Source organism: Enterobacter cloacae complex sp. 385G4 (assembly GCF_057320665.1).
This window is the reverse complement of sequence record NZ_JBXWDD010000002.1, coordinates 331,037-345,760: the sequence shown is the minus strand read 5'-3', so window position 1 is coordinate 345,760 and position 14,724 is coordinate 331,037. Positions and strand designations below refer to the sequence as shown.

The window sequence follows — 14,724 nt, the reverse complement described above, 5'->3', positions numbered from 1 at the left end:
GCGCGGTGTAATTGGCGAAACATAGCTCATAGGTATTATAACGACAGGCGAAACCTTCTTTAATGACGGCGGGTTATGGGGCACTATACGTGTCATTCGCCGTCAGGCTTGTTTTTTGAGGAGAGAGAAATGTTTGCAGTAATTTTTGGTCGTCCAGGGTGCCCTTACTGTGTGCGCGCGAAAGAGCTGGCTGAGAAACTGACCGAAGAGCGCGATGACTTCAACTTCCGCTATGTGGACATCCACGCGGAAGGCATCACCAAGGCCGACCTGGAAAAAACCGTCGGTAAGCCGGTTGAAACCGTGCCGCAGATCTTCCTCGATCAGAAACACATCGGCGGTTGCACCGACTTTGAGGCCTACGCCAAAGAGCATCTGGGCCTGTTTGCCGAGCAGTAATGAAGAGACGCCCTCACCCTGAGGGCGTTTTTATTTGCGGTGCCGTCGGTGCTGAACCAGGCTGCGCACAAACAGGTAGCACAGCGCGCCAAGCGCGCACCAGAATACGCCGCTCAGCAACCACGCCAGCTCCTGCCAGAAACTCCGCGTTGAAATATACATCAGGCGCATCATCAGCAGACACAGCGGTGCAGCGAGCATGGCGCCGAGCAGCGGTTTCACCACCTCCCCTTGACGGGAGAGAAAACTGGCGGCAGCCCCAGGCAACGTGAAGAAGAGCAACCCCAGCTCAGGATGCCCGGACGCCCTGAACGCGCCCTTTACATTAAATGCGAGCGACATGCACACGACCGTGAACAGCAAAAAACAGCTGATCACCCCCGCCCAGTTTCGTTTCATATTCAAACTATCCTCCTGACTTATCTCTATCAAATACACATTCGTCGGGTAGACGCCCAGTCAGATAAAGCAGTGCGGCAATCCATGCCAAAGTACGCACAGGGTGATGCGATAATCAGTAGCTGTCAGTAGCTAATGCGATTAAACTACACGCCAGCTAATGTTTTAGGGAATAAAGCAGGAAACAGGGAGCGTTAGCGCTTTTCCCTGATCCAGAAAACAGTAGCCCAAAAAGTCCTTTCATTCAACAACTTACTGGTAAACAAGAAGTTAGCCTCCGTGAATATAAACGTCGCAGATTTGTTAAATGGGAATTACATCCTGTTATTATTTGTGGTACTGGCGCTGGGTCTTTGCCTGGGTAAATTGCGTCTGGGTTCGGTTCAACTCGGTAATTCCATTGGCGTTTTAGTCGTCTCCTTATTATTAGGCCAGCAGCACTTCAGCATTAACACGGACGCGCTGAACTTAGGTTTTATGCTGTTTATTTTTTGCGTTGGCGTAGAAGCGGGACCTAACTTTTTTTCAATTTTCTTCCGCGACGGCAAAAATTATCTGATGCTGGCGCTGGTGATGGTCGGCAGCGCGCTGCTGATCGCGTTAGGACTGGGCAAACTGTTTGGCTGGGATATCGGGCTTACGGCCGGTATGCTGGCCGGCTCCATGACCTCCACCCCCGTGCTCGTGGGCGCCGGTGATACGCTGCGGCATTCCGGCATGGCGGGCGCGCAGCTCTCTACCGCCCTCGACCATCTGAGCCTGGGCTACGCCCTGACCTATCTGATTGGTCTGGTGAGCCTGATCGTTGGCGCACGCTACCTGCCAAAACTGCAGCACCAGGATCTGCAGACCAGCGCCCAGCAAATCGCCCGCGAGCGCGGTCTGGATACCGACTCCAAACGTAAAGTCTATCTCCCGGTTATCCGCGCCTACCGCGTCGGGCCGGAGCTGGTGGCATGGGCAGACGGCAAAAATCTTCGCGAACTGGGGATTTACCGCCAGACCGGCTGCTACATCGAACGTATCCGCCGCAACGGCATTCTGGCGAACCCGGACGGCGACGCGGTGCTGCAGATGGGCGACGACATCGCGCTGGTGGGTTACCCGGACGCCCACGCCCGTCTCGACCCGAGCTTCCGTAACGGCAAAGAGGTGTTCGACCGCGACCTGCTCGACATGCGCATCGTCACCGAAGAGATCGTGGTGAAAAACCATAACGCCGTGGGCCGCCGCCTGGCGCAGCTGAAGCTGACCGACCACGGCTGCTTCCTCAACCGGGTGATCCGCAGCCAGATTGAGATGCCCATCGACGATAACGTCGTGCTCAACAAAGGCGACGTGCTGCAGGTCAGCGGCGACGCGCGACGCGTAAAAACCGTTGCCGACCGCATCGGCTTTATCTCCATTCACAGCCAGGTCACCGACCTGCTGGCCTTCTGCGCCTTCTTCATCGTTGGCCTGATGATCGGGATGATTACCTTCCAGTTCAGCAACTTCAGCTTCGGCATCGGTAACGCTGCCGGTCTGCTGTTCGCCGGGATCATGCTGGGCTTCCTGCGAGCCAACCATCCGACCTTCGGCTACATTCCGCAGGGCGCGCTGAACATGGTGAAAGAGTTCGGTCTGATGGTGTTTATGGCGGGCGTCGGCCTGAGCGCAGGCAGCGGCATCGGCCACAGCCTGGGCGCCGTCGGCTGGCAGATGCTGGTTTCCGGACTTATCGTCAGCCTGGTGCCGGTAGTGATCTGCTTCCTGTTCGGCGCCTACGTGCTGCGTATGAACCGCGCCCTGCTGTTCGGGGCAATGATGGGGGCGCGTACCTGTGCCCCGGCGATGGAAATCATCAGCGATACAGCGCGCAGCAACATCCCAGCGCTGGGGTATGCAGGCACCTATGCTATCGCGAACGTACTGCTGACGCTGGCGGGTACGCTGATTATCATCATCTGGCCGGGACTCGGATAACTCCTAAGTTTGCGCGTAATGAAAAAATTTTTGTAACGCGCAGAACTTTTTTAGCAGGGGGCAGTCATAACTAGTGCCACTGCTTTTCTTTGATGTCCCCAATTTGTGGAGCCCATCAACCACGCCGTTTTGGTTCAAGGTTGATGGGTTTTTTGTTGCCTGAAATTCCCCTTCCTGTAATCTGACCTTCTCTCTTCCCACCAAAACATATATGATTAAACGAATATGATTTAATCTACCCTCAGGAACATCCATGATCCACCCGCTCCAGCTCTTCAAAATCCTCTCCGACGAAACGCGACTCGCCATCGTCATGCTGCTCCGTGAAGCGGGCGAGCTGTGTGTCTGCGATCTCTGCTCCGCCACCAGCGAACCGCAGCCGAAAGTCTCCCGCCACATGGCCTTGCTGCGCGAGTCCGGGCTGGTTATCGACCGCCGCGAGGGTAAATGGGTCCATTACCGTCTCTCTCCCAACATGCCCGCGTGGGCGGCAGCCGTCATCGACACCAGCTGGAACTGCCTGCGGGAAGAGACGCGCATGAAGCTGAAAAACCGACTCCCGGGCTCATGCTAATCAAAACATATTCATGAAATCAGATATAACGGAGTAAGCGATGTTTCTGGCAGGGGCAATTTTTCTGTTTACGCTGGTACTGGTCATCTGGCAGCCCAAAGGGCTCAGTATCGGCTGGAGCGCGACCATTGGCGCCGTGCTGGCGCTGGCCAGCGGGGTAATTCACATTAACGATATACCTGTGGTCTGGAATATCGTCTGGAACGCCACGGCGACGTTTATCGCCGTCATCATTATCAGCCTGCTGCTGGATGAGTCCGGCTTTTTCGAGTGGGCGGCGCTGCACGTTGCCCGCTGGGGAAACGGTCGCGGGCGATTGCTGTTTACTTATATCGTGCTGCTGGGCGCAGCCGTGGCGGCGCTGTTTGCCAATGACGGCGCGGCGCTGATCCTGACGCCTATCGTCATCGCAATGCTGCTGGCGCTGGGGTTCAGCAAGCAGGCCACGCTGGCGTTTGTGATGGCGGCAGGTTTTATCGCCGATACCGCCAGCCTGCCGCTGATTGTCTCCAACCTGGTCAACATCGTGTCGGCAGACTTCTTTAAGCTGGGGTTCAGCGAATACGCCTCGGTGATGATCCCCGTTGATATCGCCGCGATTGTTGCAACGCTGGTGATGCTGCATCTTTTCTTCCGCAAGGAAATTCCCCCGGAATATGACCTGGCGAAACTTCAGGAGCCCGCGCGGGCCATTCACGATCTCCCGACGTTCAGAACGGGCTGGATCGTGCTACTGCTTCTGCTCGTTGGCTTCTTTGTGCTTGAACCTCTCGGCATTCCGGTCAGCGCCATCGCCACCGTCGGCGCGCTGATTTTATTCGCTATTGCAAAACGGGGACATGCAATAAACACCGGAAAAGTGCTGCGCGGCGCACCCTGGCAAATTGTTATTTTCTCGCTCGGGATGTATCTGGTGGTGTATGGCCTGCGCAATGCCGGGCTGACGGATTATCTTACTGGCGTGCTGAATAGCCTGGCCGGACACGGACTGTGGGCCACCACGCTGGGAACCGGGTTCATCACCGCGTTCCTGTCATCCATAATGAACAATATGCCCACGGTGCTGATTGGCGCGCTCTCCATTGAGGGCAGTACGGCGACGGGATTGCTCAAGGACGCGATGATTTACGCCAACGTGATTGGCTGCGATCTGGGGCCGAAAATCACGCCTATCGGCAGCCTCGCCACCCTGCTCTGGCTCCACGTGCTGGCGCAGAAAAAGATGACGATTACCTGGGGCTACTATTTCCGGACGGGCATCATCATGACGCTGCCGGTCCTGTTTGTGACGCTCGCCGCGCTGGCGCTACGTCTCTCCTTCACACTGTAATGAGCCACTGATATGAGCCACATCACCATTTACCACAACCCAGCCTGCGGCACCTCGCGCAATACGCTGGAGATGATCCGCAACAGCGGCACGGAGCCGGAGATTATCCTCTATCTGGAAACCCCGCCGTCGCGCGATAAGCTGACCACCCTGATTGCCGATATGGGGATTTCGGTGCGGGATCTGCTGCGCAAAAACGTGGAGCCCTATGAACAGCTCGGCCTGGCCGAAGATATCTTCAGCGACGACCAGCTTATCGACTTTATGCTGCAACACCCGATCCTGATTAACCGTCCGATTGTGGTCACGCCGCTGGGCACCCGCCTGTGCCGCCCGTCTGAAGTTGTCCTCGACATTCTGCCGGACGCGCAGAAAGGAGCGTTTACGAAAGAGGATGGCGAAGCCGTCGTGGACGCCAGCGGGAAAAAAATCGAACACAGGTAAAACAGGCAGGGCGAGTGATGCCTAAGGGTTTCCCTCGCCCGCAATTCTCCCCACCATCGCCCGAATTTCCTCCCGGCTTAATGGCTCTCGGTCAGTCACATAGTGCAGCGTCATCCCTTCGATGAAGGCATCCAGCGCGCGGGTGGTGACCGGGTCGAACCACTGCTCCAGCGTGGTCTGGCTCATCTTCATCCAGTCCTGCATCACCGTTTTGAGCGCCGCGCTGCGGTGCATAAAGGCGTAAAGCTGATACATCAGCGCCATGTTGTGCGGCGTGGTCACCTGCGAGCTGTGGATCAGGGTGGTGATGGATTCACACGCCATTTCCGGCCCGGTGACGCCCGCGAAGAAATCCCGGTACTGCTGCGACATCTGGCGGGTAAACCACGTGAAGGCCTCCTCCAGCAGCGGCTCCATGCCGTCGAAATAGTAGGTCATTGACCCCAGCGGCACGCCCGCGCAGGTGGCGATTTTGCGGTGCGTGACGGCGTGAATACCGTGTTCGGCAATGGTGTCCAGCGTCGCCTGGAGAATTTTTTCACGTCGATGCGGATCGTTCGGTGGTCTGCTCATAAATCCCTCACCTGGTTTGTGTACAAATGTACACAAACTTGCTAGTGTTGTCGCTACTGTTGTACTTCTGGTGCTACCCCAATGACGCTGACCTCTTCCCGCAACGCCCTGCGACTACGCATGTGGGCATTGTTTATGTTCTTCTTTATTCCCGGTCTGCTGATGGCCTCCTGGGCCACACGCACGCCCGCCATACGCGATATTTTGTCCGTCTCCACCGCGGAGATGGGCATCGTGCTGTTCGGCCTGTCGATAGGCTCCATGAGCGGCATCCTCTGCTCCGCGTGGCTGGTGAAGCGCTTTGGCACGCGGGCGGTGATCCGCACCACCATGTGCTTCGCGGTGTTCGGGATGGTAGTGCTGAGCGTGGCGCTGTGGTTTGCCTCGCCGGTGCTGTTTGCCCTGGGGCTGACGGTATTTGGCGGCAGCTTCGGCTCGGCAGAGGTTGCGATTAACGTTGAAGGGGCGGCGGTCGAGCGCGAGATGAACAAAACCGTGCTGCCCATGATGCACGGCTTTTACAGCCTCGGCACGCTCGCCGGCGCGGGCGTCGGCATGGCGCTGACGGCCTTTGGCATGAGCGCGAATCTGCATATCCTGCTGGCGGCGCTGGTATGCATCATTCCGATCCTGACCGGCATTCGGGCGATCCCGAACGGTACCGGCAAGAATTCCGCTGAAGAACAGCATTCGACGGAAAAAGGGCTGCCCTTCTACCGCGATTTCCAGCTGATGCTCATCGGCGTGGTGGTGCTGGCGATGGCGTTCGCGGAAGGCTCCGCCAACGACTGGCTGCCGCTGCTGATGGTGGACGGCCACGGCTTTAGTCCGACCTCCGGCTCGCTGATTTACGCCGGGTTTACGCTGGGGATGACCGTAGGGCGCTTCACCGGCGGCTGGTTTATCGACCGCTACAGCCGCGTCGCGGTAGTGCGCGCCAGCGCCCTGCTCGGCGGCCTGGGTATCGCGATGATCGTCTTTGTGGACGTGGACTGGATTGCCGGGGTCTCGGTGATCCTCTGGGGTCTGGGCGCGTCGCTCGGCTTCCCGCTGACTATTTCGGCCGCCAGCGACACCGGCCCGGATGCCCCGACCCGCGTCAGCGTGGTGGCGACCACGGGCTACCTCGCCTTCCTGGTCGGGCCGCCGCTGCTCGGTTTCCTTGGTGAGCACTACGGGTTGCGCAGCGCCATGCTGGTGGTGTTAGGGTTGGTGATTATCGCGGCGCTGGTGGCGCGCGCGGTGGCAAAGCCGGAAACGGAACAAACGTCAATGGAGAAGGGATATGAGCGTTAAACTGATCGCCGTCGACATGGATGGCACATTCCTGAGTGATGCCAAGACCTATAACCGCCCGCGCTTTCTGGCGCAGTATGCGCGCATGAAGGAGCAAGGCATTCGCTTTGTGGTCGCCAGCGGCAACCAGTATTACCAGCTGATCTCGTTCTTCCCGGAGATCGCGCATGAAATTGCCTTTGTTGCCGAAAATGGCGGCTGGGTGGTCGATGCCGGGGAAGATGTGTTCAACGGCGAGCTGACAAAAGCGCATTTCAGCACCGTGGCCACCGTCTTAAACGACGTCCCCGGCATTGAGATTATCGCCTGCGGGAAAGGCAGCGCCTACACGCTTAAGGCCTATGACGATGCCTTCATTGATATCGCGTCAAAATATTATCACCGTCTCGAAAGGGTGCAGGATTTCAACAGCCTGAACGACATCTTCTTCAAGTTCGGGCTCAACGTTTCCGATGACGAAATTCCGCGCATTCAGGCGCTGCTGCATGAAAAGCTAAGTGACATTATGGTGCCCGTCACCACCGGTCACGGCAGCATTGACCTGATTATCCCCGGCGTGCATAAAGCCAACGGCCTGCGCATCCTGCAAACGCGCTGGGGCATCGAGGACAGCGACGTGGTGGCCTTTGGTGACAGCGGCAACGACGTGGAGATGCTGCGTCAGTCCGGGTTCAGCTTTGCGATGGCAAATGCCAAGCCGCATATTAAAGCGGAGGCGCGCTTTGAAGCTCCGCATAATAACGAGGAAGGCGTTTTAAACGTGATTGAGAAGGTTTTGAACGGGGAGGCACCGTTTAATTGACCGCGTGCGGTCTGGCGGCCTCGCCCCTCACCCAGGCCCTCTCCCCAATGGGGAGAGGGAAAAAAGATTATGGTTGCAGGGCGTTTCCGACGCGTTTGTCCTTCAGGAACACCACCATCAGGCCAACCCACAGCGCGCCGTTGGCGAGGTTAAACAGGCTGAACAACCCGTTGCCGCCCATCGCGTAAGCGTGCTTGCTCACCTCGATACCGACGGTAAAAATCAGCATCTGCAGCATGCCCATCGCCGCAGAGACCGTACCTTTACTCATCTCGCTCGCAAACAGGGTCAGGCGCACCAGGCCAGCGTTCGCCACGCCAATTCCGAAGGCATAAATGCTCAGCCCCGCCGTCATCCACAGGTAGGCGTGGGATGACGCGACGGTCGCTACCGCAGCCAGAATCAGCCCTGCCGCAATCGGCCAGCCGCCCATGATAATCAGTGAACGCACGGTGCGGCGAGACGTCAGACGGGCCAGCACCAGGTTACCGATAATCAACGCGCCAAAGATCGGCACCTGCAGCAGGCCGTACTCGTAGCTGCTGAGCTTTTCGCCGCTGATGATAATAACCGGTGACTGCGCGATCCACGCCAGCAGAGGCAGGCTAACGAATCCGGTCGCCAGCGCCCCCGCCACAAAGCGGCCATTTTGCAACACTGCTTTGTAATCCCGGCCCAGCTCTTTCAGCGAGAGTTTTTCGCCCAGACGGGTAGCCGTTTCCGGCATCGCGCGGTGCAGGCCGAAGAACGCGATGGCGGCGAGAACAGCAAAGAGCACAAACATCCCTTCCCACGGCGCAACGTGCACCCACGCGGCCCCCACCAGCGGCCCGAGTAAGGGGGCGATCAGCGCCACGTTCGCCATCAGCGCGGTAATTTTGATACACACCGCCTCCTCAAACGACTCCTGAATGGCGGCATACCCCACGGCGCCGATAAAGCACAGGCTCACCCCCTGCAGGAAACGCAGCAGGGTAAATTGTTCAATGTTTTGCGCCAGCAGCGTGGCGAGGCAGGTAACGATAAACCACACCACGCCCGTCAGCATCACCGGACGGCGCCCAATACGATCCGACAGCGGGCCTAACAGCCACTGCAAAAACATGCCGCCAGCCAGATAGGCGGTCATGGAGGTCGGCACCCACTCGATTCCCGCGTTGTACTGCTCCACAACGGCCAGCATACCGGGCTGGATCATATCGTTGCCGATATAGGTAGAGAATTCGTAGAGCACCAGACACAGAGGGAAAAGCAACGCCTGACGACCCAGACGTGAACCAGAAGAAGAACGGTTTAACATGCAATCTCTTTATAATGACAAAATCGCGACGAGTGTAATGAAATGCCGCAATCCGAGATAGTGATTTATCGAGGAGAAACAGAAATAAAGCACATATCGTCTTCGTTTAAGGTTTCCTTAAGTTGACAGATTTATGATAGCGCGATTACTCGTCAATGATCCCTAATTATGGCACTCACTTCCAGCCGTTCAGAATTGTCTAACTTACAGACTAATAAGACAAAACAGCTTTACCGCTTACCGTCCCGCTTTTATGGTTATCAGCTTTTGGTGCTAGTAGCGCTTGCCGTGGTGTTTACGTGGCTATCGCGCGATGAAGCGCTCGACAGATGGATTACCGGTTTTTGGTATGACGCGGCGACACAGACTTTCCCGCTGCAGAAAGACCACCTGCTGGATCTGCTGAACCATCGTCTGGCGAAGTATATTGCGATTGCCTTAGGCGCCGTGGCGCTGCTTTACGGCGCTTACAAACGTAACGCAAGGCTTGTCACAGCCGCGCTGCTGATGGGGCTTGGCGCGCTGGTGGTTGGCGTGCTGAAAAGCATCAGCCACCACAGCTGCCCGTGGGATCTGGAGGAATATGGCGGTCAGGCCGTGTCTTACCCCCTGTTCAGCGCCGTTCCGGCAGACAGCGGTCCGGGCCGCTGCTTCCCGGGTGGCCATTCTTCCAGCGGCTTTATGGTGATGGGGCTGTTTTTTGCCTTCTGGCGCGAGCGTCCGCGTCTCGCCTGGAGCTTTGTGGTCCTTGGCGCGGTTCTGGGTCTGGCGATGGGCTTCGGCCAGGTGATGCGCGGGGCACATTTTTTCTCTCACAACCTGTGGGCCGGGTGGTGGGTCTGGTTTTCCCAGGTGGCGGTCTACGGGCTGGTTTCCACCCGGTTTGCAAAAGAGTGATTACGCTATGCTAGAGAATCTGAATTATCAGCTGTTTTATCTGATCAACGCCACCTCGGCCTCGCCAGAGTGGATGATTGATTTTGCCACCTTTCTGGCGAAAGACCTTATCAGCATCGTGCCTGCGCTGGCTGCCATTCTCTGGCTGTGGGGGCCGCGCAGCCAGGTTAAGGCACAGCGCCAGCTGGTGATCAAAGTCGCGATGGCGCTCGGGGTAAGCGTGCTGGTCAGCTATCTTCTCGGCCACGCGTTCCCGCACGATCGTCCTTTTGTCGATCGCATTGGCTACACCTTCCTGCACCACGCGCCGGATGACTCTTTCCCGAGCGATCACGGTACGGTTATCTTCACCTTCGCGCTGGCTTTCCTGTTCTGGCATCGCCTGTGGTCGGGTGCGGTGCTCATGGTGGTCGCTGTGGCTATCGCCTGGTCGCGCGTTTACCTTGGCGTCCACTGGCCGCTGGATATGGTAGGCGGTTTCCTGGTGGGGCTGATTGGCTGCGTGAGCGCGGCTATCCTGTGGAATCTCTTCGGTGAGGCGCTCTACCGCGGGCTTTCTTCGCTCTATCGCGCCATTTTTGCCATCCCGATCCGTAAGGGCTGGATACGTGACTAATCCCAACCGGACAGGTTACACTGAGCCCCCGCCCTGCGGGGGCTCACTTTTTTATCCCGAGGAACTATGGAAACACGTCGCGATGACCGCATTGCTCAGCTGCTGCAGGCGCTGAAGCGCAGCGATAAGCTGCATCTGAAGGAAGCCGCCAACCTCCTCGGCGTCTCAGAGATGACCATTCGTCGCGATCTGAACAGCGACAGCGCCCCCGTGGTACTGCTGGGCGGGTACATCGTCCTTGAGCCGCGCAGCGCCAGCCATTATCTGATCAGCGACCAGAAGACGCGTCTGGTTGAAGAGAAGCGCAAAGCCGCGCGCCTTGCGGCTACGCTGGTTCAGCCGCACCAGACGCTGTTTTTTGACTGCGGCACCACCACGCCGTGGATTATCGAAGCCATCGACAGCAGCATTCCCTTTACCGCCGTGTGCTACTCCCTGAACACCTTTCTGGCGCTTCAGGAGAAACCCGAGTGCCGGGTGATCCTCTGCGGCGGCGAGTTTCACGCCAGCAACGCCATCTTTAAGCCGCTCAATCTACAGGACACGCTCAGCAACCTCTGCCCGGACATCGCGTTTTATTCCGCCGCGGGCGTCAATGTGCGCCAGGGTGCAACCTGCTTTAATCTGGAGGAGCTGCCGGTCAAGCACTGGGCGTTAAATGCCGCGCAGTATCATGTGCTGGTGGTCGATCACAGCAAGTTTGGCAAGGTGCGTTCGGCAAGAATGGGCGAGCTGGCGCAGTTTGACGCCATCGTCAGCGATTGCCGCCCCGATGACGAGATTGTGGCCCATGCAAAGGCACAGCAGGTGAAGTTGATGTATTGAGGTTATGCCGGGTAAGCGCAGCGCCACCCGGCATAAAACTTAACTAAACCAGCTGCCAAACCAGCTATGGAATTTCATCAACACGAAATCCCACATCCGGCTGAAGAAGCCGCCCTCTTCCACCGCTTCCATCACAATCAGCGGACGCTGTTCAATCGACTTGCCGTTTAGCTGAAAATCAATCGTCCCGACCACCTGGCCTTTTTTCAGCGGCGCGGTGAGCTGCGGGTCGGTCAGGGTATAGCTTGCTTTCAGGTTTTTCAGCTGACCGCGTGGAATGGTCACGGAACCGGCCTCACCCGCCCCCAGATTCACCTCGCTCTTATCACCAAACCAGACGCGCTGGCTGACGAACGTGGCATCCGGTTTAATCGGCGTCACGGTTTCATAGAAGCGGAAGCCCCAGGTCAGCAGTTTTTCTGACTCGTTAAAGCGGATGCGGTCGGTTTTGGTGCCCAGCACCACCGAGATCAGGCGCATATCGCCCTGCGTCGCGGAGGCCACCAGGTTGTAGCCCGCGCCGGCCGTGGTGCCGGTCTTCATTCCGTCCACGTTAACGTTGCTGCTCCACAGCAGGCGGTTGCGGTTCGGCTGGCGAATTTTGTTGAAGGTAAACTCTTTCTCTTTGTGGATGGCGTATTCATCCGGCACGTCGTGGATCAGCGCTTTTCCCAGCAGCGCCATGTCGCGCGCGGTACTGAACTGTCCCGGCGCATCCAGGCCGTGGACCGTTTTGAAGGTGGTGTTGGTTAAGCCGAGCTTTTGCGCATAGCCATTCATCAAACCAATGAAAGAATCCTGACTGCCGGCAACGTAGTCGGCCAGCGCGATACACGCATCATTTCCCGACTGAATGATTACCCCTTTGTTCAGATCGGAGACGGAGACCTGATCGCCTGGCTTCAGGAACATCACCGACGAGCCCCGCAGCGCCGGGTTGCCTGTCGCCCAGGCATCCTTCCCGATGGTGACCATATCGTCCAGCTTGATCTTGCCCGCTTTTAACGCCTGCCCGACCACATAGCTGGTCATGATTTTGGTCAGGCTGGCCGGATCGAGTTTCTCATCCGCATTGCCTTCCGCCAGCACTTTACCGCTGGAATAGTCCATCAGGATCCAGGCGCGCGCGTCCACAGGCGGCGCTTCGGGCGCAGCCTGTTCAGCCGCGTAGAGTGTTGGTGCAAACAGGAAAAGGAGCGCAGAGCCTGCCGCCAGGCTGCGCAGAGAAGTCATTTTTCGCGTCATAAATGCCACCCGAGTGTCCATTCAAAAATTACGTCACATCACCGTGTCGCAAGAAGCGATGAGTAATAGCGCACTAAAACGGTTAAAGAAACCCAACGAGGGTAAAGTTATTAAAGTTTATGCAATAACATTCATTTACGCTTTGATTCAGGCGATTTTTTTGTCTTCTGTTGCGTAATTGTTAGGTTTATCTCACCATGGCAAAAAGCCGACCCGGATTCACACTCATCAGGAGTAAATATGATTACGCTGTGGGGCAGGAATAATTCGACCAACGTTAAGAAAGTGCTCTGGACGCTGGAGGAACTGGATTTACCGTTTAACCAAATCATGGCTGGCATGTCGTTCGGCGTGAACAAAGAGGCCGACTATCTGGCGATGAACCCGAACGGCCTGGTGCCGCTGCTGCGCGATGACGAAACAGACGCAACGCTTTGGGAGTCCAACACCATTGTGCGTTACCTCGCCGCCCAGTACGGTCTTGGCCGCCTGTGGGTTGAAAACCCGGCGCAGCGCGCGCAGGGTGAGAAGTGGATGGACTGGGCAAATCAGACGCTCTCTCCCGTTCACCGCGTGATCCTGATGGGGCTGGTGAGAACCCCTGAAGCCGAGCGCGACTACCCCGCCATTCATGCCGCGCAGGATGCCTGCGAAAACCTGTTTGCGATGATGGACGATGAGCTGGCGAAGCACGCCTGGTTCTCCGGCGATACGTTCGGCGTGGGGGACATTGCCGTAGCGCCGTTCGTCTGGAACCTGACTAACCTCGGTCTGAAATGGACGCCGCGCCCGAACCTTGACCGCTGGCTTAAGCAGCTTGGCGAGCGCCCGGCGTACCGTAACGTGGTTATGATCCCGGTCACCTGATTACGCACCGGACGGGCTGACTTTTAACAGCTGCCCGTCCGTTTCGTCGGTCAGGACATACAGATAGCCATCCGGCCCCACCCGCACATCGCGAATACGCTGCTCCCGGTCGCCCAGGATCCGCCCGTCCTCCGTCACCTTATTGCCGTCCACGCTCAGCACGATAACGTCCTTTTCCTTTAGCGCCCCGATAAACAGCTTGTTTTTCCACTGCGGGAACACGTCGCTATTATAGAACGCCATGCCGCTGACCGCGGGCGACACTTTCCAGACAAACAGCGGCTTTTCGGCTCCCTCAACGTGCTCGCCTTTGGCTTCCGGGATTTTCAGCCCGCTGTAGTTTATGCCGTGCGTCGCCAGCGGCCAGCCGTAATTTTTGCCCTTCTCCGGGATGTTGATTTCATCCCCGCCGCGCGGGCCGTGCTCGTTCAGCCACAGCGTGTCGCTCCACGGGTTCATCGCCATCCCCTGCGGGTTACGAATGCCGTAGGACCAAATTTCCGGCCGCGCGCCGGAGGTGTTCACAAAGGGGTTATCCGGCGGCACTTTACCGTCTTCGGTGAGGCGCACCACTTTACCCTGCAGCTTGTCCAGATCCTGCGCCGTCGGGCGCTGGTTGTTCTCGCCGAGTCCAATGAAGAGATACCCTTTGCCGTCGAACACCAGTCGCCCACCAAAATGGTTACCGGTTGAGAGCTTCGGCATCTGGCGGAACACTACCTGAAATCCCTCGATGCGGGAAAGATCGTCGCTCAGGCGGCCATAGCCCACCGCCGTTCCGGCCTTGCCGTCACGCCCGGCTTCGGCGTAGCTCAGCCAGACGCGGCGCGACTTTTCAAAATCAGGCGCCAGCACCACGTCCAGCAGTCCTCCCTGGCCGTTCGCCCACACCTTCGGCACGCCGACAATGGGATCGGAAAGTCCTTTCCCGGCCTGCCAGCGCTTGAGCTGCCCGCCCTTAAGAGTGACCAGTAAACCGTCATTACCCGGCAGGAACGCCATCGACCAGGGGTGATCGAGTCGGTTTTGCAGCACCTCAACCTTTACCGCCTCTGGCGCAGCAAGAAGCGAAAACGGAATGAACAATGCAGGCAGGAAAATCAACGAGGATCGAGGCATAAAGCGCTCCTTTTTCGGCATATGGCATAAAGATTAGCCATTACCTCCGGGCGCGTTACCACTTTTACAAAAG

At 57.6% G+C, this 14,724-nt stretch carries 16 protein-coding genes; 11 read left to right on the top strand and 5 right to left on the bottom strand.

The window, feature by feature from the left end; genetic code table 11:
* Positions 1 to 129 precede the first annotated feature (129 nt).
* Positions 130 to 399: a GrxA family glutaredoxin gene (locus tag AC2FAJ_RS09510; RefSeq protein ID WP_028012502.1), complete on the top strand. Its 270-nt coding sequence runs from the start codon at positions 130 to 132 to the stop codon at positions 397 to 399.
* A gap of 30 nt (positions 400 to 429) precedes the next feature.
* Here the strand turns inward: AC2FAJ_RS09510 and AC2FAJ_RS09505 are convergent, their stop codons facing one another.
* A complete protein-coding gene (locus AC2FAJ_RS09505; RefSeq protein WP_080339193.1) occupies positions 430 to 798 on the bottom strand; it encodes an inner membrane protein YbjM in 369 nt (122 codons plus the stop codon).
* Between the two features lie 279 nt (positions 799 to 1,077).
* Here AC2FAJ_RS09505 and AC2FAJ_RS09500 point away from each other — a divergent pair, with 279 nt between their 5' ends.
* The 4 genes from AC2FAJ_RS09500 to arsC all read left to right on the top strand — a co-directional run bounded on the left by AC2FAJ_RS09500 (position 1,078) and on the right by arsC (position 5,111).
* Positions 1,078 to 2,763 carry an aspartate:alanine antiporter gene (locus AC2FAJ_RS09500; protein WP_014169303.1) on the top strand — a complete coding sequence of 562 codons (1,686 nt, stop codon included), beginning with the start codon at positions 1,078 to 1,080 and terminating at the stop codon, positions 2,761 to 2,763.
* A 253-nt stretch (positions 2,764 to 3,016) separates the two neighbouring features.
* A complete protein-coding gene (locus tag AC2FAJ_RS09495; protein WP_045630951.1) occupies positions 3,017 to 3,337 on the top strand; it encodes a metalloregulator ArsR/SmtB family transcription factor in 321 nt (106 codons plus the stop codon).
* A gap of 40 nt (positions 3,338 to 3,377) precedes the next feature.
* Positions 3,378 to 4,667 (top strand): arsenic transporter, encoded by a 1,290-nt coding sequence (locus AC2FAJ_RS09490; RefSeq protein ID WP_485454076.1) that lies wholly within the window; start codon positions 3,378 to 3,380, stop codon positions 4,665 to 4,667.
* Positions 4,668 to 4,679: 12 nt separating this feature from the next.
* On the top strand, positions 4,680 to 5,111 hold the full coding sequence (gene arsC, locus AC2FAJ_RS09485; protein ID WP_041910680.1) for a glutaredoxin-dependent arsenate reductase: 432 nt from the start codon (positions 4,680 to 4,682) through the stop codon (positions 5,109 to 5,111).
* Between the two features lie 21 nt (positions 5,112 to 5,132).
* On the opposite strand, the gene AC2FAJ_RS09480 is transcribed toward arsC, so the two are convergent.
* Entirely contained in the window at positions 5,133 to 5,684 is a 552-nt protein-coding gene (locus tag AC2FAJ_RS09480) for a TetR/AcrR family transcriptional regulator (RefSeq protein ID WP_028012492.1), read from the bottom strand.
* A gap of 81 nt (positions 5,685 to 5,765) precedes the next feature.
* On the opposite strand from AC2FAJ_RS09480, the gene AC2FAJ_RS09475 reads away from it, so the two are divergent.
* Positions 5,766 to 6,980 carry an MFS transporter gene (locus AC2FAJ_RS09475; protein WP_049136653.1) on the top strand — a complete coding sequence of 405 codons (1,215 nt, stop codon included), beginning with the start codon at positions 5,766 to 5,768 and terminating at the stop codon, positions 6,978 to 6,980.
* On the top strand, positions 6,970 to 7,782 hold the full coding sequence (locus AC2FAJ_RS09470; RefSeq protein ID WP_045630948.1) for a Cof-type HAD-IIB family hydrolase: 813 nt from the start codon (positions 6,970 to 6,972) through the stop codon (positions 7,780 to 7,782). Before AC2FAJ_RS09475 ends, AC2FAJ_RS09470 begins: the two co-directional genes overlap by 11 nt.
* 67 nt (positions 7,783 to 7,849) lie before the next feature.
* Here the strand turns inward: AC2FAJ_RS09470 and AC2FAJ_RS09465 are convergent, their stop codons facing one another.
* Entirely contained in the window at positions 7,850 to 9,082 is a 1,233-nt protein-coding gene (locus AC2FAJ_RS09465; protein ID WP_041910683.1) for an MFS transporter, read from the bottom strand.
* Between the two features lie 168 nt (positions 9,083 to 9,250).
* On the opposite strand from AC2FAJ_RS09465, the gene AC2FAJ_RS09460 reads away from it, so the two are divergent.
* The 3 genes from AC2FAJ_RS09460 (at position 9,251) to deoR (ending at position 11,420) form a co-directional block, all read left to right on the top strand.
* Entirely contained in the window at positions 9,251 to 9,979 is a 729-nt protein-coding gene (locus AC2FAJ_RS09460) for a phosphatase PAP2 family protein (RefSeq protein ID WP_485454075.1), read from the top strand.
* Between the two features lie 7 nt (positions 9,980 to 9,986).
* On the top strand, positions 9,987 to 10,595 hold the full coding sequence (ybjG, locus tag AC2FAJ_RS09455; protein ID WP_485454074.1) for an undecaprenyl-diphosphate phosphatase: 609 nt from the start codon (positions 9,987 to 9,989) through the stop codon (positions 10,593 to 10,595).
* A gap of 66 nt (positions 10,596 to 10,661) precedes the next feature.
* Positions 10,662 to 11,420, top strand: a complete 759-nt coding sequence (deoR, locus tag AC2FAJ_RS09450) for a DNA-binding transcriptional repressor DeoR (RefSeq protein ID WP_047368171.1) — start codon at positions 10,662 to 10,664, stop codon at positions 11,418 to 11,420.
* A 39-nt stretch (positions 11,421 to 11,459) separates the two neighbouring features.
* Here the strand turns inward: deoR and dacC are convergent, their stop codons facing one another.
* The gene (gene dacC, locus AC2FAJ_RS09445; RefSeq protein WP_045260004.1) at positions 11,460 to 12,665 is read right to left on the bottom strand and encodes a serine-type D-Ala-D-Ala carboxypeptidase; all 1,206 of its coding nucleotides are present in this window, start codon (positions 12,663 to 12,665) and stop codon (positions 11,460 to 11,462) included.
* 240 nt (positions 12,666 to 12,905) lie between these two features.
* Here dacC and AC2FAJ_RS09440 point away from each other — a divergent pair, with 240 nt between their 5' ends.
* Positions 12,906 to 13,532, top strand: a complete 627-nt coding sequence (locus AC2FAJ_RS09440) for a glutathione S-transferase family protein (protein WP_028012484.1) — start codon at positions 12,906 to 12,908, stop codon at positions 13,530 to 13,532.
* On the opposite strand, the gene AC2FAJ_RS09435 is transcribed toward AC2FAJ_RS09440, so the two are convergent.
* Positions 13,533 to 14,651, bottom strand: a complete 1,119-nt coding sequence (locus AC2FAJ_RS09435; RefSeq protein WP_048957049.1) for a PQQ-dependent sugar dehydrogenase — start codon at positions 14,649 to 14,651, stop codon at positions 13,533 to 13,535.
* Positions 14,652 to 14,724: the final 73 nt, after the last annotated feature.